A 20973-nucleotide genomic window follows, 5' to 3' on the forward strand; every position below is an offset into this window, starting at 1 on the left:
TAAAAAATGGTTTTTGCGGAAAAAAGCACAGATGTTGAAGTTTAAACTTAACCCGCTCTTTTGCAAAACCGCTGTTGAACTAAACCTCCGGTAGTTTTTCCCATTCGCCGTTTTAGTAACTTTGTTTTTATTAAACCCTTAAAAAACATATAAAATGGCTACAAAAAAAATCTCCGGAGGATTTAAGTACCAACAAATTCCTGAACCGTGCCTCGGGCGAAGTTAACGGTTTTGCCGAACTTCTGCAACGCTTCGAAAGAAATATCTCCATCCTGGGCAGAAGCAGGCGTACCTTCGACAGTTATTCCCGTCACATTGCAGCCTTGGCGCTCTAAAAACGACATCCCCATAAGAGGCTCATCATACTGCTGAAAAGCCACCGGAGCTTCCCTTCAACGGGCTTTCATCTTCTGTCCTGCGGACAAGACGAAAGCTTAGTTATTGTCTGCCGTAACGATTTAATCGTAGTGGAATCTGCATTTTGCAATCTGAATTTCTCCTTCTTCATAACGATAAATCAACCTGTGCTCATCGTCAATTCTTCGTGACCAAAATCCGGAATATTTATGTTTCAATGGTTCCGGTTTTCCAATTCCTTCAAACGGATTTCGTGAAATATCTTTCAGCAGATCATTGATACGCTTCAGTTTCTTTTTGTCAGTTTTTTGCCAATACAAATAATCTTCCCAAGACTCATCTACAAAAACATATCTCATTATTCCTCGATTAGCGTTTTCTCAAACGAATTTTTGGATTTTAATTTGTCAATGGCGGAGTCCAAACGCAATTCGTTAGCACGAGTAGAAAGTTCGTGGTTTGTCGCCATTAAAGAATTGTATTCATTTAATGACATCACTACAATTCCTGAATCTTTTCCGCGGCTGATAATTAAAGTCTCGAAGTTTTTCGCAACCTTGTCTAAATAAGTTTTGATATCTTTTCTGAAATCTGAAACGCTGGCAATTAACATTTTTATACATTTTATTGTACAAATATATGTACAAATATTGTTCCGTCAAATTCTTGACGCCATTTTCTTGTGTTATCATACTGCTGAAAAGCCACCGGAGCTTCCGTTCAACGGGCTTTCATTTCTTGTCTTGCAGACAAGACGAAAGCTTAGTTATTAGCGGCTGTTCTGTTCTGTCTGTTTAATTAATTTTGTTAAAATTTCAGTTGTTGAGTCTCCACTAAACTCTTTGATAGATTGTCCGACCCAAATATTTACAAAGTCCGCATTTTGATTGATTTTTGCTATTCGTCGTAATTCGCCTGTTAATTTGTTTTGATAAGGAAAAGGCAAAATAAAGCCTGCCTGTTCGACTTCACTGATAAATACATTCCTTATGCCTCTTGCAAAACGTCCTGAAAAACTTTTTGTCAAAACTATTTCATTCTCGTCCGCTTTTCGTAATCGCTCTTTTTCGAAATTTTGCAATGCACTTTCTTTTGAACCTAATAATAAACTTCCGATTTGAAAACCGCTTGCACCCATCTTTTTTGCGGCCAGCAAAGTTTTTGCGCTGTAAATTCCACCTGCATATATGATTGGAATATTAACTGCTTCACGTACTTTCTCCAACAATGTTAAACCTCCAATTTTTGGGATATCTTCTGAAACAAAACTGCCCCTGTGTCCTCCTGCTTCAAAACCTTGAACGCAAATAATATCAATTCCTGAGTTTTCTAAAATTTTCGCTTCATTCACAGAAGTGCAGGTTCCAATCAAAATAGCACCTTTACTTCTTAATTTGTTAATGCTTTGGTTGTCAAGATTACCAAAAGTAAAACTTACAATTCTGCAATTTTCGGAAATGATAGCATCAATTTGTTCGTGGTAACTATTAATTTTTAGTTCGTCAATGTTTGGAATAGTTATGTCTAAATTGTTTTGTTTCGCTAATTGCTCAACGTATGTTTTTGCTTCCGCGTAGTCCGCTTTTAGCGTGTCTGTAATGTCGGGAATGTTGTGAACGAAAATGTTTACTGCAAAAGGTTTATTTGTTAGTTTTTTTGTCTTGTTAATTTCTTCAACACATTTTTCAGCGTTAACGTCTGCTAACGCTAATGACCCTAAACAATTTATGTTTGAAGTTGCTGCAACCATTTCGGGCGTTGTAACGCCAAACATTGGTGCTTGAATAATGGGAAAGTCAATTTTTAATAGTTCTGTTATGTCGTTCGTCCATTTCATATTTGAGGATCGTTATAATAATAGCCGCTAACGGAAAAAGTATTTGCGAAGGGCGGGCTAATTTTAACTGAAAGTTCAATTTTGACCAACCGGAGCAGATGCTTTTTCAGATTGTCTAAATTAAGCAAAAAAACAATATGAAAAGCAGCTGCGGCTAAAGGAATCAAGTGGTGGTTTTACAGATTCAACCTCGCCTTTTGCCAATACAATGTTGAACTAAACCTCCGGTAGCTTTTCCCATTCGCCGTTTTAGTAACTTTGTTTTTATTAACCTTTTAAAAACTCATGAAATGGCTACAAAAAAAATCTCCGGAGGATTTATGGACCAACAAATTCCTGAACCGTGCCTCGGGCGAAGTTAACGGTTTTGCCGAACTTCTGCAACGCTTCGAAAGAAATATCTCCATCCTGGGCAGAAGCAGGCGTACCTTCGACAGTTATTCCCGTCACGATGCAGCCTTGGCGCTCTAAAAACGACAACTCCATAAAAGGACCATCATACTGCTGAAAAGCCACGGGAGCTTCCGTTCAACGGGATTTCATCTTCTGTCCTGCGGACAAGACGAAAGCTTAGTTATTATCTGTAGTTTCTTTATTTTTCATATTCAAAAATGTTCTCACTTATGAATTTTATGTCTCTTTTAGGTGCATCATTTGAAATTAGTAGCACAAAATTATTGTTGTTAATAATTGTATCCTTTATATAATATTTTTCAGCATCAAATTTCTTTTCTTTAGGGTTTAATAATATAAAATACTCATATGCAGGGTCTGTTGTGCGAGCGTAATATAATGTACCCCTAAACTCAGACCACGAGTTAAGTTTAAAAAAAAGAATTAATTTTAACTCGTAAAAAGATGAAAAAACAAAGACGAAAATTTACTCCAAGCTTCAAGGCACAGGTTGCCCTCGAAGCACTGAAAGAAAGGCAAACGTTGGCAGAATTAGCCTCCCGGTTCGAAGTCCATCCCCAGCAAATCCAAAACTGGAAGAAGGAATTTTTAAGCAAGTCCGAGCAGGTTTTTGCTTTAGAAAAGAAAAAAGAACACTCCGCCGGGAAAGAGGAAAAGCTCTATCAGAAAATCGGGCAGCTGCAGATAGAAATCGATTTTCTAAAAAAAACTTAGGGATGCTCGAGGAATAAAGGAAAGACAGGAAATGATAGACAGGAAGCACCGGCTGAGCATCCGCAAACAGTGCGATTTACTATGCATCAACAGGAGTAATTTGTATTATAGTCCGCAAAGAGAACGCGATGCAAATTTAATATTGATGACGGAAATCGATAAAATCCACCTGAAATATCCCAGTTTTGGCATCCGAAGGATCACCCGGGAACTCAAGGAAATGGGCTTTAGCGTGAACCGGAAGAGGGTTCGCCGCCTGATGCAGGTGATGGGCATCGCCACCATTTACCCTAAAAGAAATTTGAGTAAATTGGGCAAGACAAGCTATATTCGACCGTATCTTTTGAGGGGTTTAAAAATAGAAAGACCCAACCAGGTTTGGCAGATAGACATCAGCTACATCCCGATGAAAAGGGGCTTTATGTACCTTACGGCGATTATCGATGTGTATAGCCGCTATATTGTGGGCTGGCAACTTTCCAACACTTTGGAGATGGAAACCCAGACTTCGGCGATGAATGAGGCGATAAAGAAATATGGCAAGCCTGAAATCGTTAACTCCGACCAAGGGAGCCAGTATACTTCATCAAACTGGCTAGATTGCATGGAAGGACATGGCATAAAAATCAGCATGGACGGAAAAGGTAGAGCTACGGACAATATTTATATTGAACGCTTTTTTAGAACGATAAAATATGATTACATTTACTTGTATGCAATAGAATCAGCATGGGAATTGAGAGATGGTATTAGAGATTTTATTGATGAATATAACCAAAGAAGACACCAAGGAATTAATCATCAAAAACCAAAAGATTTGTTTATTTTTGAACCAACCAACAAACTTAAATCTGCTTAACCGTGGTCGAAATTTGGGGGACAGGATATAAAACAGTATATCCTTTATTTTAGTGTTTTGTTTTTTCAGTTTTTTATATTCTTTATTATTAAAAGCAAATTTAAAATCTCCGAATGTTAATGAATTAAATTTTGCGTCAGAATTATAAACACTTTGATAGCCTCTTTCGTTGCCTAAATTTGTTTTCTTTGATAAATTTGAAAAAGGTGAGCAACTCAGTACGAAAAATAGAAAACTTATTAAAATCAATTTATATTTCATTTTATACGGTTTTGTTTGTGAAATTACAGCTAACGGAAAAAGTATTTGCGAAGGGCGGGCTAAATTTAACTGCAAGTTCAATTTCGACCGAACGAAGCAAAATGCTTTTTCAGATTTCTAAATTACTGAAAAAAGAAATATGAAAAGTATTTTTGCGAATATTGCTGACTGAATTCTCAAAGACAATATTCACCCCGTCTTTTGCCAATACACTGTTAGCAGAAGTATTATTTAATAACAGTTTCCATTACAGTCTATGGCATTTTGATAATCTTCTATATTAATTGTATATGTTTCTTTTTCCTCGTCATTGTTTGCAGTATTGAAAATGTTTCTTGGATTTTCATAACAGTTAGATGAAGCAGAACATTGTTGATAAATAATTTTTTTTTGATTTTCAAAAACTATTTCAATATGTGAAAGATTACTAATACTTTTATTAAATATAACATCTGTCATTGAAAGACCACTATTAAAAGAAACTTCTTTAGCACCTATATTAGCACCTGAAAATAAAAATCCCTGTAAATCAATGACTTACAGGGGTTATTGTGGAGATGGAGGCTTAGCTGCGCATATTTGTTTTAGCCTTGAGGTCCCTTCTCCTCAGATAAATGAACCTCAGCTGCAGCAGGAAGGCATAAAACACCCACAGGATCAGGATATGCACCACCTGCTCCGTATGGTCGGAAAGCCGCGCACCTGTCTGCACAATGGAGCCATAAGCCTTGAGGAAAGGGGTAGTCGGCAGGCAGGCGGCAAGATCTTGTATGCCCTGTGGCAGTGCTTGCAGCGGAAGTGAATAGCCGGAAATCAGGAAGATAGGGTAGGAGCTGAAGCCCATCACCTGGTAGGTCATCAGCGGATTTGGGAAAAAGGTTCCCAGCAGCATGCCGAGCGTAATCACGGAGCAGAGGAACAGCAGCGTGATAATATACCCGTCACGGTAGCTGCCACGGAAACTTGCATCCAGTATGGTAAAATTCACCGCGACGATGAAGAAGGCAAGCACCGAGGAAGATATCAGATAAAAAATACTCTTGCCCGTCAGTATATCGGAAAAAGAATACTTCCTGAGCATCGCAGCAAGACTGCCCGATTGCTTCTCGAAACTCATCGCTGCGCATACAGCAATCAGCAGGGTTTGCTGCAGGATAATGGCGAGCAGCCCGGGGATGATAAAGCTGCCGTAGTTCCTGTCCGTATTATAGAGCGGGCGGTAGTCAAACTTAATAGGGTTGGTAAGCTGCATCGCAGCTTCGGAGCCCTCGCCCTGCTTTTCAAAATAAGCCTTGCGCACACCTCCGCCCACCGTCATCGCGATTTCGTTCAGGGAAGACATCAGGGCCCCGGTAGGCAGGAACTGCGAAGTATTGATGTACATAGAAACATTGGCCTGGCGCTGGCTCAGCAGGTTTTCCTCCATGCCCGGCGCGATCTCGATGTAGCCCTGTACATCGCCGCGGTACATAGCTTCCCTTGCGACCGCAACAGTGGGGTAGATGTGGGATTCCACCTTGGTGCTACTGTGCACCTCGTTTACAAACTGGCGGCTGATGTTGGTATGGTCCTCATCCACCACGGCGATCTTCACCGGCGGCTGATCTTTATTAATGTAAATACTTCCGTACAGAAACGCATACAGTATCGGCGCCACGAGTAGCGTGAGGAATAGACTCCTCTGCGACGATACCAGCCGGATCTCATTAAGAAATATCTCAACTATGTGCCGCATTCCTTAAAGTTTTGTTAATACGCATCTGGTATACCACGATGGCTATCGGGAAGCCCACCCCACCGAAAATCAGCAGCGAGACAAGATGCTTCGTCACATAATCCACTGGCAGATGCATATAATACAGCTTAATGAAAGCATCCAAGAAATGAGAATACGGCATCGCCAGGGCATAATACTGGTCGTACCAAGGCATCGCACTTCTCGGGAAGGTGTAGCCGCTGAATACGAAGGCAGGCGCAGCATAGAATAGCGCCACCTCCACCGCGGTGAGCAGGTTTTTTACAATGGCGGAGACCGCAAAACTTAATCCCAAGCTGGCAAGCACCAGCAGGTTGTAGGCAATAAAAATCGAGAGATTCCCAGGATGTGCCAGCCCGAACAGCGGGAAGATTACATAGAAAATCAGCCCAAAATTAATCCAGGACACTGTAATATGCGCCAGCGTTTTCCCCACGATAATCTCGGATGAAGAGCTGGATATGCTCAGCAACTCGCCGAGGGTTTTCCGATTTTCCTCCATATTCAGGGCAAGCACCCCTGCCACCAGCAGTGCCATCTGAAGCCCCACCGTTACCAGCCCGGGTACCAGGTATTCTTTATAATTCAGCTCCGGGTTATACAGGTTGGATATGTTCAGCTTAATAGGCTGTACCAGCGCCTTAGCCTGTGAGGCGGGCAGCCCCCCCTTCTCCGCCCGCTGCAGCACAGCCGCCAGGGATCCCTGGATGATGATGGGCGCCGCGTCCTTGTACACCATATTGGAGGGCACGATCAGCGAGCTGTTGGTAAAGAGCGTGATGGTAGCCGGCTTGTTTTTCTTGGCATCCGCCTCCAGGTACTTCGGGAAATGTATCGCACCGAAGATATCGCTGCGGCGCATCAGCTCAGAAATCTCTTCCTCGCTGGATGCCGTATAGGCTATATTGATATTGTCGCTAGCGGCGAGCATATCGGTAAGCGTCCTCGTGATGCTGGAGTGGTCTTCATCCCACACAGCAATCGGCAGGTTCCTTACAAATTCATTTTTATATATAAGTCCGTAGAAAACGAATACGATGGGCGGGATCACCAGCAGCACCATATAGAAATACGGTATTGAGAAAATCCTTTTCCACTCGCGGATTATTATGGCATTTACTCTCTGCATTCTCTGCCTCTCTTATTCCGTTATCAGCTCTGCCGTCATCCCGGCACGGATGCCGCTGTTCTTGCCTGTCTTTACGGGTTTTACCTTGATCTGGAAGGTACGCATCTCTATCTGCCCGGCCTGGTTTCTTGGGATATAGTTGGCATAGCCCAGCGCGGGCGAGAGCTCCGTAACTATGCCCTCGGTTCTCTCCGGGTTGGCTCCCGGGATGTACAGTTTTACCTTCTTCCCAAGCTGGAAGTTCTGCATCATATCCTGCCGGATGTTGAAATTTATGAAGTAAGAATCGTTGATGAGCACCGTCATCATCGGGTATCCGGCGTTTACCATCTCGCCTTGTTTGGATACCAGCGTGTTTATGGTACCGCTTACCGGGGACTTTATCTCCGCGTCTTCCTCCAGCTGGCGGATGAGCTTCTCGCTGTTGCGTGCCTGGTCGGCAAGCGCGTCGGACATTTCTCTTCTTTCCGCCGTGCTGCCCCTCTCCAGTCTTTCCCGGTTCAGCTTCGCGGTTTCGTATTCCTTCTGAGCGGCTTTGTAGCGGAAGTATACCAGGTCTCTTTCCTGCCCGGAGATCGCGCCTTCCTCATAAAGTTTTTGGAAGCGCTCGTAAGTTTTGTTCATCAGCTCCACCTGGTCCGCCGCTATGGACTGTAGATTTCTCGCCGCCGCTATGGCTTCCGGCTCCGCGCCGCGGTCCACCTTGCTTTGCCTGCTTTGCGCTATTACTACTGCGCTCTGCGCCTGCGCCCGCATGGTAGCCAGCTTGTCCGTCTCCATCTGCGCCACTATCTGCCCCGCCTTTACAGAATCGCCCACATTTACTGTGAGATGCTCAATTCTGCCCGGCAGGGAGGAGGAGATGTCTACAAACTCGCCTTCCACCATACCGGTGATTTTTATTACGCTGGCTTCCGCGGTCTCGCGCTTGTTCCGGATTAAAAATATCACAGCTACCGCGAGTATGATCAGCGGGATGAACACCGCCCAGTAATTTCTTAGGAATTTCTTCATAGTTTATGGAATATATTGGGTGATCTGCTCAGGATTTCCCTGAAGATAGAAATAAGTGGCAAGTGCCGTGTGGTAGGCTGCTACGCTGAGGTTATAAAGCTTCTCCGACTCCAGCTGAAGCCTCAGCGCATCATCCACATCCTTTACGGAGGAGAGGCCGTTCTCCATCCTCAGCCGTACCATCCCGGTGGTGGTTTCCGCCTGCTTGCGTGCCGCATCCAGTGTCTGCGTCTGCGTCCTTAGGGACTGCAGCGTATTTACGGCGTTGCGCAGGGCGGTATCCACCGTCTCCTGTTTCTGGCGCACCAGCAGGTCGGTCTCTTCGGTTAAAGATTTGGCGGCTAAGTTTCTGGATTTTTTTTCATTGTCGAAAACCGTCCACTCTACCGCAATGCCTACCGACCACGGCGGCAGGATGATCGGCAGTCCCTCGCGGATGAACTGAACATTGCCCAAGGCAAACACATTGGGTTTGGATATTGCCCCCGTTACGCGCTCCAGCGTTCTTGCCTCCTCGCGCTTGCTTTCCAGCAGGCGCACATCGGCGCTGGACTGCCCGCTATCTGCTGCCGGCCGAAAGTCCGGGAGCGTTTCGGGAAGCTCAGCTTCTACCGGTGCCCGCGCTTCTGCAGTATCGTTTATTAAAGTGCCGAGGCTGTTTTCCAAATTCTCTTTCTCCAGCTGATATCCCTGCAGCGAGGTTTCTGCTTGCTTCTCCACTATCTGCGCCCAGTCGGTCAGGTAGGGGGGGATCACTTCCGCGCGGGAGAGCCCGTTGGCATACTCCACATTCTTCCTGTGGGATTCCAGCAGCCTTTGCTGCACGGCAATCATGGAGTTGAAATACATTATCTGGATGTACTGCAGCGTGGCAGTGTAGGCGGCGAGGTCTTCGCTGTTTTCCAAGTTGATTCTCCCGGATTCCAGCTGCTGGCGGGAGAGCTCCTGGGAGGCGCGCAGCTTTCCGCCGAGGTAAATCGGCTGGCGTACGAGCACGCCTGCGAAGAAATAATCCTTCTTCCCGACCTCGGGGTTATTGTCCGGGTAGATGTCTCCAAGGATCTTCTGCGATATGCCGTAAATATGATTCTGGATGCCCTGCGGCAGCGGGTGGCCGAAGAGCGCGGTATTCAGCTCATTGGCGTGGGTGGTGATGTTTTGTGGCACCTTGGTGAGCACATCGTTCCGGTACTCCTCCAGGTTCAGCCTTGCCTTTTCTCCGAAATGGTTATAAGTGCCTGCCAGGCTCACCTTCGGCAGATAGTTATTTTTTGAGGAATTGTAGAGCTGCTGGCGCGTCTCCAGCGACTGGCGCGCGATGGCTACGGTGGTGCTGTTTTCCTTTGCCCTGCTGATGACCTGCGCCAGCGTGAAATCCTGCGCGAAGAAAACCTGCGCGGAAAGGATGAGCGGTAAGGAAATAAGTGTACGCTTAAACATTGAGCAAAACTGCTTAAAAAAAATTGTCCGCTAAATTACGGAATTCCTGATTCTTCGTAATTGCCCGCGGAAAATGCTGTAGCTGATTACAAGTGCCCCACTGTAAATCCCAAGCGGAATATAGGTTTCGAAAATAGCATTGCGGTAGTAATCGGTAAGCAGCGAGCTGCCAACACTGTACAGCCAAACCAGCGCAGGGAGCAGAAAGAAACTGAGAACGCTCAGCAGCGGATTGCCCCGAACTTTTTCATTAAAATTAAAAAATATGGTGGTAGATAAAATGCTGAGACACACGAAATACAGAAAATAGACTGCGGCGTAATAGAGGCTTCCGATCATTCCCCAGCCTTGCGTCCCTGCATCATCGATTGTAAGGGAATAAATAAATCCCCCAACAAAACCGAGAAACAGCAACGCCACCGCAAGCAGCGGCACACGAAGCCAAGCCCAGATTACAGCGCTGCGGATTTGCTGGTTTTGCTCGTTCATCAGGGAATAGGTAATGTGCTGAAATTAATTTTTGAATATATATAAAGGCTTAAAAAAAACTTTCCCTAAGCGACTTTAGCCTGATCTTTTTGGCTAAATGCCTTCGGTGTATACCACTCTGCCAAGCTGCAGCGCCAGGTATTCGTCGCCGTTCTCGTAGCCTTCAATCTCGGCTTCTCTAAATATGTTCGGGTAGTTGGCTTCGCCTTCTTCGGGGCTCATTACCTCTTTAGCATTCGCAGAGTAGATTGTTAGATTAGCCGGCAAACCGTGCTCGGCGTTAAATTTCGCCCCGGTATACTTCAGCTCAGCCAGCACCCTCGGGGAATCCGGGTTGTAGCCGCCTTGGAAGAGAATGTGCGTGATAGGCTTGGTTGAGTCGTATTTAAGATTTTTGTAATTGTTGATTTTCTTGAGGTAATAGTCCGTGAGGTCACGGAATTCTACCGTCTTGCTGCCGCTCACTATGCGACGCAGGTGCACCTGTGCGATTGGCAGGTAGAGAATGTTCTCTTTGCTTAGGCTTAATTCTTCGATTTTCTTTTTTAAGTTTTCTGAATAATTCATAAAAGTTTTTTGTAAAGTTGACTTAAAATAATCTGCACTACCCATCGGTAAGGAATGTTCACCTGTATATGCTTGAAGACATATTCTTTCCTAATCTCTTAATCATAACCTCCTAAGCGTAATACTTAGACTGATACTGATTGATCATTCGGGAATTAGGTTTTCTTCCTCAAAAAAATTATTCCTCAAATATAAGCCTAACCCCGCAAATTTTAAAATTTCTTTGTAAAAGAGAAGACACGAGAGCCAAGAACCAAGACACGAGAGCCAAGTGCAAACAGCCAGCCGCTTACTGCCTAAAGCCTATAGCTGAGTGTCACCCTGAGCCTGTCGAAGGGCAAGCAGCCATCAGCCAGCCGCTTACTGCCTAAAGCCTATAGCTGAGTGTCACCCTGAGCCTGTCGAAGGGCAAGCAAAAATCGGCGGGGAAATTTCCGCATCCTCACCCGCACAGCCCTTGGAATGGCACCTACCCATACTAGAAGAAGGCGCCTGGCTTCTCATCGCCGCCAGCCTGCAATACCACCGCCCGCAGAAGACCACCGCGGAAAACTTCACGGGATGCTACCTAGGGTGCCATTAGCCACGCCGGAAGCTGCGAGATGCCGCCTGATGCAAAGGCCGCTTGCAATCCTAATGAGCGGCTAAAAATATTAACGGTAAATTTGCCGCTGTGAATTTCAATCTTGAGGCAGGCTGCCGCCTCCTGCAATGGTATGCGGAAAATGCCCGCGATTTGCCCTGGCGCAGCACGGACGATCCTTATAAAATCTGGATATCGGAGATTATCCTGCAGCAGACCCGAGTGGAGCAGGGCAGGCAGCACTACCTTAATTTCATAGAAAAATTCCCGACCGCGGAGTCTTTAGCAAATGCCGATACAGACGAGGTATTGCTTTGCTGGAAGGGGCTCGGCTACTACTCCCGCGCGATGAATCTGCACACTGCGGCGAAGCAGCTTGTGAATGATTTCGGAGGGAATTTCCCCGATAATTTTAATGAGATCCTGAAGCTGAAAGGGGTGGGGAGATACACCGCAGCGGCAATTGCCAGCATCGCCTTCGGTGAAGATATCCCCGCGGTGGATGGGAATTTCTACCGGGTGCTTTCAAGGTTTTTTGCTGATGATTTCGATGTTTCCAGGAGTGCCGCTCACGGCTACTTCTCGGAGCTTGCCAAAATGCTGATGCCGCCGGGGCGGGCGGGGGATTTTAATCAGGCGGTGATGGATCTGGGCTCGGGGATATGCCGCCCACGCAAGCCGCTGTGCAGGGAGTGCCCGCTGGAGGAGGGCTGCGCCGCGGCAGGTACCGGCACTGCGGAGCTTTACCCAAAAAAGACAAAAAAAGTGAGGAAGACAGAGCTCGCGCTCGGCTATGCCTTCGTGGAGTGGCGGGGATCGTTCCTCATCAGGCGGCGCGGCACGGACTTTATCTGGAAAAATCTTTATGAATTTCCGGCGGAGGTACCGGAGAGTTTCCAGAAATATTCAGAATCTTCTTTCCTTATCAATCATCAGCTTACCCACCGCAGCCTCCGCATTACGATTAATCATTACAAAATCCCTGATGAGCATCTTTTCCGGCGCTACGCAGCGCAGGGCGGCTTCCTCATCACAGATTTAGAAGGTTCCGCAAGGAAATCCTTCCCGCAGCCGCTGCAGAGATTCATCGGTGAAATTTTCAGTGGCTGACTTGGGTGCTTTTGCTTATTTTTGCCGAATGTTTAGGCAGATGTTGCTCACCGGCTTTCTGGTTTCTTTGTTTTCGTGCGGCAAGGCGCCCTTGCCAAAGCCCTCGGGGGAGCTCCGCCTGGAGTATCCGGCGGCGGCGTATCAGGAGTTCCGCTCTCCCTGCGGTTTCAGTTTTCAGTATTCGGACTACGCGCGAGTGGTGCCCGGCAAGCAGCCCTGCTGGTATTACATACAGTATCCTACGATGAAGGCCAGGGTGTTCGTGACCTACTTCCCGGTGCGGGATGATCTGCAGCTGCACATAGCCGAGGCAGAGAAGATGGTGTACGGCCATACGGTGAAGGCCTCCGCGATAGAGACCAAATCCTTCGCCTATCCGGAAAAAAAAGTCTTCGGGAATTTCTATGAGCTGAAGGGGCAGACCGCCTCGAACATCCAGCTATATGCCACGGACAGCGCACGGCATTTCGTAACGGCGAGCCTCTATTTCAATACCCGGCCGAAACCGGATTCCCTCGCGCCGGCGGTGGAGTACATCAGGAAAGATTTAAAACATATGCTCGATACTTTTGAGTGGAAATAATAAACAAAAAGTAAAAAAATGAAACTTTTGGTAGTAGGCTCGGTAGCCTTCGATGCGATAGAAACTCCCTTCGGGAAAACGGACAGGATCCTCGGCGGGGCGGCAAGCTACATTGCCCTTGCGGTATCAGTTTTAAAAGTGGATGCTGCGGTGGTGTCCGTGGTGGGCGGGGATTTCCCGCAGGAATATCTGGATCTGTTTAAAAACCGCGGCATCAATACCGACGGTATTGAGGTAAAACCAGAGGGGAAGTCCTTCTTCTGGAGCGGGAAGTATTACGATGACCTCAACTCCCGGGATACGCTGGCTACCGAGGTGAATGTTCTGGCGGATTTCCAGCCGAAAGTACCCGATGCCTACCGCGATGCCGAGATCCTTCTCCTCGGAAACCTCGACCCCGCTGTGCAGCTTTCCGTCCTCGACCAGATGAGCACCCGCCCGAGGCTGGTAATCCTGGATACTATGAATTTCTGGATGGATACGGCGATGGACACCCTGCAGCAGATGATCGCGCGCACGGATGTCATCAGCATTAACGATGAGGAGGCCCGCCAGCTGACCGGAGAGTACTCCCTGGTAAATGCCGCCAAGAAAATCCACGCGATGGGGCCGCACTTCGTGATCATCAAAAAAGGCGAGCACGGCGCGCTGCTCTTCAGCGAGGATAAAATATTCGCGGTGCCGGCACTGCCGATAGCCGATGTATACGACCCTACGGGCGCCGGCGATACCTTCGCGGCAGGCTTTGCAGCCCACCTGGCGAGCACCGGGGATCTTAGTTTCGCAAATATGAAAACGGCACTCATCGCCGCATCTGCGATGGCGTCCTTCACGGTGGAGAAATTCGGGACGGAGCGCATCGCGGAAATCTCCGCCGAAGACCTGAAGGCGAGGATAGCCCAGTTTAAGGAACTTACGGGCTTCGAATCAGATTTTTACCTTTAAAAAAACTAAAAACGCTCAGGCTTAGCTTAGCCTTAGCGAGGATTGTATTATTTTTGCAAAACTGAACATTAATGATGAGTAGCAGACTTTACATAAAAACCATCTTTATCTGCCTCCTGGCGGCAGTATTTTCCCCACTGAATGCACAGTTGCAGCCCGGTATGCTGGTAGACGGCATTGCTGCGGTAATCGGCGACGAGATTGTGCTGGAATCCGACATACAGGAGCAGATGCACTATGCCAGGCAGCAGGGCGGGCAGGTGCCGGGGCAGTGCGAGTTCCTGGAAAATATGATTAACAACAAACTGCTGATCTACGAGGCGAAGCGCGATACGCTGATTGAGAAGCGGACGGAGACCCTCCAGCAGATGGCGGAGCAGAAGTACCAGCAGATACTTGCCCAGTTCCCGGATGAGAAAACGATGCTGAACGCCTACAAATTCCGCACGGCGTATGAGATGAAAAATACCATCGAAAAAATAGATACGGACAACTACTACGGCCAGAGAAAAATAGAAAGGATTACAGAAAAAACCGATGTAACGCCCAACGAGGTTCAGGATTTTTACAATACCTATGCCCTGAATCTCCCTATGGCGAAGGATGAAATAGGCGTCTCCCACATCTTTATGTACCCGGAGCTTACCGATGCTCACAAGCAGGAACTCATTGACAGGCTAAACAAAATAAAGGATGAGATAAACGGCGGTGCCAGCTTTGAATCTATGGCGAGGATTTATTCCGAGGATCCGGGCTCGGCATCGGGCGGCGGGCTCTATACCAGGGTGCCGAGAGGGAGGATGGTAAAGCCTTTTGAAGCTGCCGCGCTGAACCTTCAGGAGGGCGAAATTTCCGAACCTGTAGAGACGGAATACGGCTACCACCTGATACAGCTGGTGAAAAAGAGCGGCAAACTGTACGACGCCCGCCATATCCTGCTGAAAGCCGAGCCGAACGCAGCGGAGCTGGCGGCGGCTACGAAGAAGCTGGACAGCATCCGCACCCTGATTAAGGAAGGGAAAATGACCTTCAAGGAAGCTGCCTTCAAGTTTTCCGATGATAAGGGCACGAAGTTTAACGGAGGGGTGGTAACGGGCCACGACGGCAGCGATAAAATAGAGCGCGACACCCTGCCGTCCCTGGTGTCCTATCAGTTGGCAGGCCTTAAGCCGGGGGATATGACCGAGGTTTTCGAGGATACAGAGAACGACCGCAAAACAGTAAACATAATGATGCTGAATGCTGAAATCCCCGCGCACCGACTAGACCTGAAGACCGACTATGAGCGCATTAAAAATATGGCTCTGAATAAGAAGAAAAACGAAATCGTGGAGAGGTGGGTGAACGGCCGCCTGCCTGATGTCTTCATCTCCATAGACAAGCGCTACAGCGATTGCGGATTCCGCAGCGATCTTCGTACACATTCATTATCAAATTAACTGCAAATTCCGGGTAAAGCTATGTCAACATATGTGGTGGTAGGCCTTCAGTACGGGGATGAGGGGAAAGGAAAAATAACAGATGTGCTCTCAGCAAAGTCTGACTATGTAGTGAGGTTTCAGGGTGGCGATAATGCGGGCCATACGGTGTATGTGGGGGACGAGAAATTTGTGCTACACCTGCTGCCCTCCGGAGTGCTGCAGTGCAGGGGCAAGTGCATCATCGCCAACGGGGTGGTGGTAAACCCGCTGTCTTTCCTCAACGAAATAGAGCAGCTGGAAAGCCGCGGCATTAGTACGGACCACATTTTCATATCCAAACGCGCGCATGTCATTATGCCATACCATATTCTACTGGACAGATACCGCGAGGAGGAAAAGGGAGGCACAGAGATAGGTACCACGAAAAAAGGCATAGGCCCTTGCTATGAGGATAAGATTGCGAGGGTGGGCATCCGTATGGTGGATCTTTTGAATCCTGAAATCCTGAGAGAAAAAATTGAGAAAAACCTGAGGGTAAAAAACTCGGTATTCGAGAAATATTTCGAGCGGGATACCCTGGATACTGAAGAAATTTACACCCAGTTTGTCAAGATCGGTGAAAAACTGAAGCACCGGATTGTAGATACCGAGGTGGAGCTGAACGAGGCAATCCGCAGTGGCAAGAATGTCCTCTTCGAAGGCGCTCAGGCTCTGATGCTGGATATTGATTTCGGGACTTACCCGTTCGTCACTTCTTCCTCTCCTTCCACAGGGGGAGTTTGCGCGGGAGCCGGAGTTCCGCCGACTGCCTTACAGAATCTTATCGGCGTTTCTAAAGCCTATACCACCAGGGTGGGCAATGGCCCATTCCCCTCCGAACTGCACGATGAACTGGGCGAGAAAATCCGTAAGACAGGCAACGAGTTCGGGGCTACTACCGGGAGGCCGCGCAGAACCGGCTGGCTGGATCTGGTGGCGCTGAAGCACGCCTGTATGATTAACGGCATTAACCATCTTGTGATTACCAAAATAGATGTGCTCACGGGTATTTCGCCGATCAAGGCAGTGACCCACTACAAGACGGAAGATGGTAAGATGATAGACTACTTCACATCCTCTACAACAAAACTTTATAACTATACCCCTGTCTATCAGGAGCTTGAGGGCTGGACGGAAGATATCAGCAAAGCACGGAGCTACGAGGAACTTCCCGAAAATGCCAAGCAGTACATTGAGTTCATCGAAGATTATCTTGGGATCAGCGTATACCTGGTTTCCGTAGGGCCGGAGCGCAGCCAGAATATCATCAGGAAGGATCTTTTCTGAGGCAGGATATTTTAAGCAGAAGGCTTTAGGCAGCGTATAGCCTGATGGATTTTGCCTGCTGCATAAGGTTTTTTTTAACAAATATTTATATTTTAAAAAGCCTTTGCGGAACGATTTGTGCATCTCTGTTATCAAAAAAAGTTTATTATGATTAAGGTAATCAGATGTGCGCCGAAAAATGTGGCAGCATTCGAAGCTAAGGGCAAAGTAACCGCTAAGGATTTTGACAGAGTTTTTGACCATGTAGAAAAAGTGGTGAACAGAACTCACGAACTGAACTATCTCCTGAAACTGGATACGCATGTCCTAAATTTTTCCAAAGGTGCGTGGGTTCAGGATCTGCTGCTTGGCATCAGTAATCTTTCCCGTTGGAACCGCTGCGCCATTGTGACGGACGATATCTTTGTGGATAAGGCAACCCAGATGTTCAATATGCTCCCAATCGGGGAATTCCGCGTTTTTGAGAAAAAAGATTTTAAAGCCGCGAAAAAATGGGCATCCACCGGAATTGATGAAACCAAACCGGCGCGCGTCGCGGCTATTGCTGCCGGGCTTGGCGGTGCGCTTGCGCTGAACATCCTCCACGAGAGCCTCCGCAAAAATGCCGATAATGCACCTGCCATTAACGAAGTAGCGGAAGAAGGTCTTGATAGAATCCTCGACGGGGCTGGAATAAACCTGAACGAGAACGAACTCTATACAGCTGCACTTGTGGGCGATGTGGTTTCCAACTCATTGTACTACGCGGCTACCGCTACGGGCAAGCTTGGGATTTTCTCCGGCATCCTCGGGGGCCTTGCAGCAGTATCGCTCCCAAAATATATCGGGCTGGATGACGAGCCGGTAGCTTCCACAAGGAAGAAAAGACTAATGACTGTAGCCTATTACACACTGGGCGCGGTGATTACAAAAGCTCTTTTCGACAGATTCAGGCACAAAGATTAAGGTTTTAAATTATTGATGAAAACCGGATGGCTGCGGCTGTCCGGTTTTTTTGTGGATAAGTTTTTTATCCTGTAAAAGACTGGGAAACATCTGATTATTTTAAAGAGCGGTACTTTGGGAGCTCATCATCATTAAAAAAATCTTATTTTTGAAGTTTAAAAATTTCTATGGCGAAGATCATCGGTGTGGCAAACCAAAAGGGCGGCGTGGGTAAAACAACCACGGCGGTAAACCTTGCTGCGGCGCTGGGCGTGCTGGAGAAGAGCATCCTGCTCATAGATGCCGACCCGCAGGCGAATGCAACCTCCGGACTTGGCGTGGAGGAAGTGAGCCACTCTACCTACAACCTGCTGGAGCACAGCGTACCCGCTAAGGAATGCATCCTGAAAACCACCTCCCCGAATGTGGACATCATCCCGTCTCACATCGACTTGGTGGCGGCGGAAATAGAGCTGGTGGACAGGGAAAACCGCGAGTATATGATGCGGGAAGCCCTGGACAAGGTGCGCGACGAATATGATTTTATCATTATAGACTGCGCTCCAAGTTTAGGCTTGATCACGGTAAATGCACTCACTGCCGCGGACTCCGTCATTATCCCGATCCAATGCGAATATTTTGCGCTGGAAGGTCTCGGCAAACTTCTTAACACCATTAAAAATGTCCAGAAAATCCACAACCCGGAGCTAGACATCGAGGGGCTGCTGCTCACAATGTTCGACAGCCGCCTGCGCCTCTCCAATCAGGTGGTAGAGGAGGTGAATTCCCATTTTCCGGAGATGGTTTTCGAGACTATTATCAGCCGGAATGTGCGCCTGAGCGAGGCTCCGAGTTTTGGGGAAAGCATCCTGATGTACGATGCTGAGAGCAAGGGCGCCGTACAGTACATACAGCTGGCAGAGGAAGTACTGCTGAAAAATCAGGATAAAAATTTTAAACCGAAAAGACAGACCGTTTGAAAGATAAGAAAAGAGCAATGGGCCGGGGGCTGGGTGCCATCCTCAGCTCGGAATCCAAATTTTCCATAAACGCTGCCACAGATGAGGGCGCGGATGAGCTAGTGGGGAATATTATGGAGGTGGCGCTGGAAGATATTTACCCAAATGCTTCGCAGCCAAGGAGTTACTTCGATGAGAAGGCGCTGAACGATTTGGCTCAGTCCATCAGAAGCCTGGGCGTGATTCAGCCCATCACCCTTCGGAAAGATGGCGACCGTTTTGAAATTATTTCCGGCGAGCGGAGGTTCCGCGCATCGAAAATTGCTGGGCTGAAAACGATACCTGCCTACATCCGTCTGGTGAACGACCGCGAGTTGCTGGAAATGGCACTTGTGGAAAACATCCAGCGTGAGGACCTGGATCCGATAGAAATCGCGCTTACCTACCAGCGGCTGCTGGATGAAATCGGGATGACGCAGGATAGCCTTAGCGGCAGAGTGGGGAAGGAGCGCTCCACAATTACCAACTCCATCCGCCTGCTGAAGCTGAGCCCGGAGATCCAGAATGCGATCCGCAGCGGCGAGATTTCTGCCGGCCACGGCAGAGCAATCCTCAGTCTGGAAGGCGAGGCGAGGCAGCGGCAGCTGTTCCAGAAAATCATTAGCGAAAAACTCAATGTACGCCAGGCAGAGAGGGCGGCATCGCAGATGAAGAACCCGGCAGGCTACAGCCCGAAAAAACAGTTGGAACTGCCGCACAGCTTCCGCAGGGCAGAAAAAAACCTTGGAGATATTTTGGAAGTGAAGGCAGAAATCCGAAGCAAAAACGGGAAGAAGGGTACCATCGTCCTTGAGTTTAAAGATGAGGATGAACTTCAAAAAATACTATCACACATCCAGTGAGGCTTCTGATTTTTTTGATATTTTTTTCGGGTTTCGCTTACTCGCAGGTGCGCCCGAATGACAGCATCCGGGTGGACTACCGCCCGGCAGACTCGCTGCAAGCATTAAAAAAAACGGAGCAGGCTGAAGAGGAAATTCTGAGGGCGAATGCGAACACCGGGCCGCTGCGGCTGAATCCCACCCGCGCGGGGCTTTACTCGGCGGTACTCCCGGGGCTGGGACAGTTTTACAACAAAAAATACTGGAAAATACCGGTAGTGTGGGGCGCAGTGGGCGCCGGAGTGGGCATCGCGCTCTGGAACGATCACCAATATCACCGCTACCGCAACGCTTTTATTGCAGAGCTGAACGGGCAGAAGCACGAGTTCTCGGATATAAAAGGCGTGACGGCGGACACCCTCGGCAGAACCCAGGACCGGCAGAAGCGCAACCGCGATTATGCCATCGGGATCAGCGGCATCATTTACATTCTGAACATCGTGGATGCCGTGGTGGATGCCCACCTCTACGAGCAGCGGCACGACCCGGACCTTGCTCTGAAACCGGCATTTTTTTTCAACGAGACATCAATAAAAACTACAGCTGCCGGGCTTAGTTTAAACTATAAATTTTAAATTTAGCCGATGAAAATAGCACTGGTAGGCTACGGAAAAATGGGCAGGGCAATAGAGGAAATTGCCGTGGAAAGAGGGCACAGCATCGTGGCAAAGCTGAACGAAACGCCTACTGCAGAAAGCCTGGGCACTGCGGATGTTGCGATAGAATTTTCGCATCCGGAAGCTGCGCCGGAAAATATTTCCGTTTGCCTGAAATCGAAAATACCCACGGTTTCCGGAACGACGGGCTGGCTTTTCCGCAAAAAGGAAATGGATGATTTGGCGGTTGAAAACGGCACTGGCTTTTTTTATGCCTCGAACTTCAGTCTGGGCGTAAACATTTTTTTCGAAGTCAATAAAAAGCTTGCCGCACTGATGCGCAATTTCGACGAATACAGGCCGCAGCTTGAGGAAATCCATCACATCCATAAAAAGGATGCTCCTTCTGGCACGGCGATTACGATTGCGGAAGGCATTATTGAAAATAATCCAAAATTTGACGGCTGGCAATTAGGCCAGACCAAGGATAATGCGCTGGGCATTTTTGCTTTGCGCGAAGACGAAGTGCCGGGAACGCATTCCGTTTTCTACCGCTCTGATGTGGATGAAATCGAGCTGAAGCACACAGCCTACGACAGAAAAGGTTTTGCGCTCGGTGCCGTAATCGCAGCGGAATGGCTGCTCGGCAAGAGCGGTGTTTTTGGGATGAGGGATGTGCTGGGAATTGTTTAAGAAATTGTGGTATTAATAGATTGAGAAATAAATATTAAAAAATTAAAAACCATTT

25 protein-coding genes are annotated in these 20973 nt (G+C 47.7%); 14 read left to right on the plus strand and 11 right to left on the minus strand.

Annotated elements, in window-relative coordinates; translation table 11 throughout:
• Window positions 1–182: 182 nt before the first annotated feature.
• The 4 genes from IMZ16_RS01870 to IMZ16_RS01885 form a co-directional block, all read right to left on the minus strand.
• Complete coding sequence (locus tag IMZ16_RS01870) at window positions 183–380, minus strand: hypothetical protein (protein ID WP_193440259.1); 198 nt, start codon at window positions 378–380, stop codon at window positions 183–185.
• Window positions 381–458: 78 nt separating this feature from the next.
• Window positions 459–716 carry a Txe/YoeB family addiction module toxin gene (locus IMZ16_RS01875; protein WP_073178066.1) on the minus strand — a complete coding sequence of 86 codons (258 nt, stop codon included), beginning with the start codon at window positions 714–716 and terminating at the stop codon, window positions 459–461.
• Complete coding sequence (locus tag IMZ16_RS01880; RefSeq protein WP_073178064.1) at window positions 716–970, minus strand: type II toxin-antitoxin system Phd/YefM family antitoxin; 255 nt, start codon at window positions 968–970, stop codon at window positions 716–718. The genes IMZ16_RS01875 and IMZ16_RS01880 overlap by 1 nt, the downstream gene beginning before the upstream one ends.
• 156 nt (window positions 971–1126) lie before the next feature.
• Window positions 1127–2194: an NAD(P)H-dependent flavin oxidoreductase gene (locus tag IMZ16_RS01885; RefSeq protein ID WP_193440260.1), complete on the minus strand. Its 1068-nt coding sequence runs from the start codon at window positions 2192–2194 to the stop codon at window positions 1127–1129.
• Between the two features lie 285 nt (window positions 2195–2479).
• On the opposite strand from IMZ16_RS01885, the gene IMZ16_RS01890 reads away from it, so the two are divergent.
• The 3 genes from IMZ16_RS01890 to IMZ16_RS01900 all read left to right on the plus strand — a co-directional run bounded on the left by IMZ16_RS01890 (window position 2480) and on the right by IMZ16_RS01900 (window position 4181).
• On the plus strand, window positions 2480–2665 hold the full coding sequence (locus tag IMZ16_RS01890; RefSeq protein WP_193440261.1) for a hypothetical protein: 186 nt from the start codon (window positions 2480–2482) through the stop codon (window positions 2663–2665).
• Between the two features lie 387 nt (window positions 2666–3052).
• Window positions 3053–3322, plus strand: a complete 270-nt coding sequence (locus IMZ16_RS01895) for a transposase (RefSeq protein WP_193439832.1) — start codon at window positions 3053–3055, stop codon at window positions 3320–3322.
• 13 nt (window positions 3323–3335) lie between these two features.
• Window positions 3336–4181, plus strand: a complete 846-nt coding sequence (locus IMZ16_RS01900; protein ID WP_262891542.1) for an IS3 family transposase — start codon at window positions 3336–3338, stop codon at window positions 4179–4181.
• A gap of 492 nt (window positions 4182–4673) precedes the next feature.
• Here IMZ16_RS01900 and IMZ16_RS01905 read toward each other — a convergent pair whose 3' ends face one another.
• The 7 genes from IMZ16_RS01905 to IMZ16_RS01935 all read right to left on the minus strand — a co-directional run bounded on the left by IMZ16_RS01905 (window position 4674) and on the right by IMZ16_RS01935 (window position 10837).
• Entirely contained in the window at window positions 4674–4901 is a 228-nt protein-coding gene (locus IMZ16_RS01905) for a hypothetical protein (protein WP_193440262.1), read from the minus strand.
• 106 nt (window positions 4902–5007) lie between these two features.
• On the minus strand, window positions 5008–6177 hold the full coding sequence (locus tag IMZ16_RS01910; RefSeq protein WP_193440263.1) for an ABC transporter permease: 1170 nt from the start codon (window positions 6175–6177) through the stop codon (window positions 5008–5010).
• Window positions 6161–7327, minus strand: coding sequence for an ABC transporter permease (locus tag IMZ16_RS01915; protein ID WP_193440264.1), 1167 nt, complete (start codon window positions 7325–7327; stop codon window positions 6161–6163). Before IMZ16_RS01915 ends, IMZ16_RS01910 begins: the two co-directional genes overlap by 17 nt.
• Before the next feature lie 12 nt (window positions 7328–7339).
• Window positions 7340–8341, minus strand: coding sequence for an HlyD family secretion protein (locus IMZ16_RS01920; protein WP_193440265.1), 1002 nt, complete (start codon window positions 8339–8341; stop codon window positions 7340–7342).
• A gap of 3 nt (window positions 8342–8344) precedes the next feature.
• Entirely contained in the window at window positions 8345–9781 is a 1437-nt protein-coding gene (locus IMZ16_RS01925) for a TolC family protein (protein ID WP_193440266.1), read from the minus strand.
• A gap of 30 nt (window positions 9782–9811) precedes the next feature.
• Window positions 9812–10270, minus strand: a complete 459-nt coding sequence (locus IMZ16_RS01930) for a hypothetical protein (protein WP_193440267.1) — start codon at window positions 10268–10270, stop codon at window positions 9812–9814.
• 93 nt (window positions 10271–10363) lie between these two features.
• Window positions 10364–10837 (minus strand): hypothetical protein, encoded by a 474-nt coding sequence (locus IMZ16_RS01935; protein WP_193440268.1) that lies wholly within the window; start codon window positions 10835–10837, stop codon window positions 10364–10366.
• A gap of 462 nt (window positions 10838–11299) precedes the next feature.
• Here IMZ16_RS01935 and IMZ16_RS01940 point away from each other — a divergent pair, with 462 nt between their 5' ends.
• The 11 genes from IMZ16_RS01940 (at window position 11300) to dapB (ending at window position 20918) form a co-directional block, all read left to right on the plus strand.
• Window positions 11300–11485, plus strand: a complete 186-nt coding sequence (locus IMZ16_RS01940; RefSeq protein WP_193440269.1) for a hypothetical protein — start codon at window positions 11300–11302, stop codon at window positions 11483–11485.
• Between the two features lie 25 nt (window positions 11486–11510).
• Window positions 11511–12530 carry an A/G-specific adenine glycosylase gene (gene mutY / locus IMZ16_RS01945; protein WP_193440270.1) on the plus strand — a complete coding sequence of 340 codons (1020 nt, stop codon included), beginning with the start codon at window positions 11511–11513 and terminating at the stop codon, window positions 12528–12530.
• Window positions 12531–12558: 28 nt separating this feature from the next.
• The gene (gene gldD / locus IMZ16_RS01950; protein WP_073179519.1) at window positions 12559–13113 is read left to right on the plus strand and encodes a gliding motility lipoprotein GldD; all 555 of its coding nucleotides are present in this window, start codon (window positions 12559–12561) and stop codon (window positions 13111–13113) included.
• A gap of 18 nt (window positions 13114–13131) precedes the next feature.
• On the plus strand, window positions 13132–14058 hold the full coding sequence (locus tag IMZ16_RS01955) for a PfkB family carbohydrate kinase (protein WP_193440271.1): 927 nt from the start codon (window positions 13132–13134) through the stop codon (window positions 14056–14058).
• Window positions 14059–14219: 161 nt separating this feature from the next.
• A complete protein-coding gene (locus IMZ16_RS01960) occupies window positions 14220–15497 on the plus strand; it encodes a peptidylprolyl isomerase (RefSeq protein WP_394368285.1) in 1278 nt (425 codons plus the stop codon).
• A gap of 21 nt (window positions 15498–15518) precedes the next feature.
• Window positions 15519–16805, plus strand: coding sequence for an adenylosuccinate synthase (locus IMZ16_RS01965; protein ID WP_193440272.1), 1287 nt, complete (start codon window positions 15519–15521; stop codon window positions 16803–16805).
• Window positions 16806–16952: 147 nt separating this feature from the next.
• Window positions 16953–17750, plus strand: coding sequence for a SpoIIAA family protein (locus tag IMZ16_RS01970; protein WP_193440273.1), 798 nt, complete (start codon window positions 16953–16955; stop codon window positions 17748–17750).
• Between the two features lie 167 nt (window positions 17751–17917).
• Window positions 17918–18709, plus strand: a complete 792-nt coding sequence (locus IMZ16_RS01975; RefSeq protein ID WP_073179511.1) for a ParA family protein — start codon at window positions 17918–17920, stop codon at window positions 18707–18709.
• Entirely contained in the window at window positions 18706–19590 is an 885-nt protein-coding gene (locus IMZ16_RS01980) for a ParB/RepB/Spo0J family partition protein (protein ID WP_193440274.1), read from the plus strand. Before IMZ16_RS01975 ends, IMZ16_RS01980 begins: the two co-directional genes overlap by 4 nt.
• A gap of 47 nt (window positions 19591–19637) precedes the next feature.
• Window positions 19638–20204, plus strand: a complete 567-nt coding sequence (locus IMZ16_RS01985; RefSeq protein ID WP_394368286.1) for a DUF5683 domain-containing protein — start codon at window positions 19638–19640, stop codon at window positions 20202–20204.
• Window positions 20205–20213: 9 nt separating this feature from the next.
• On the plus strand, window positions 20214–20918 hold the full coding sequence (gene dapB / locus IMZ16_RS01990) for a 4-hydroxy-tetrahydrodipicolinate reductase (RefSeq protein ID WP_193440276.1): 705 nt from the start codon (window positions 20214–20216) through the stop codon (window positions 20916–20918).
• The last annotated feature ends 55 nt before the right edge of the window (window positions 20919–20973 follow it).

The sequence above is a fragment of the Cruoricaptor ignavus genome (genome assembly GCF_014961145.1).
In the GTDB taxonomy this organism is placed as follows: domain Bacteria; phylum Bacteroidota; class Bacteroidia; order Flavobacteriales; family Weeksellaceae; genus Cruoricaptor; species Cruoricaptor ignavus.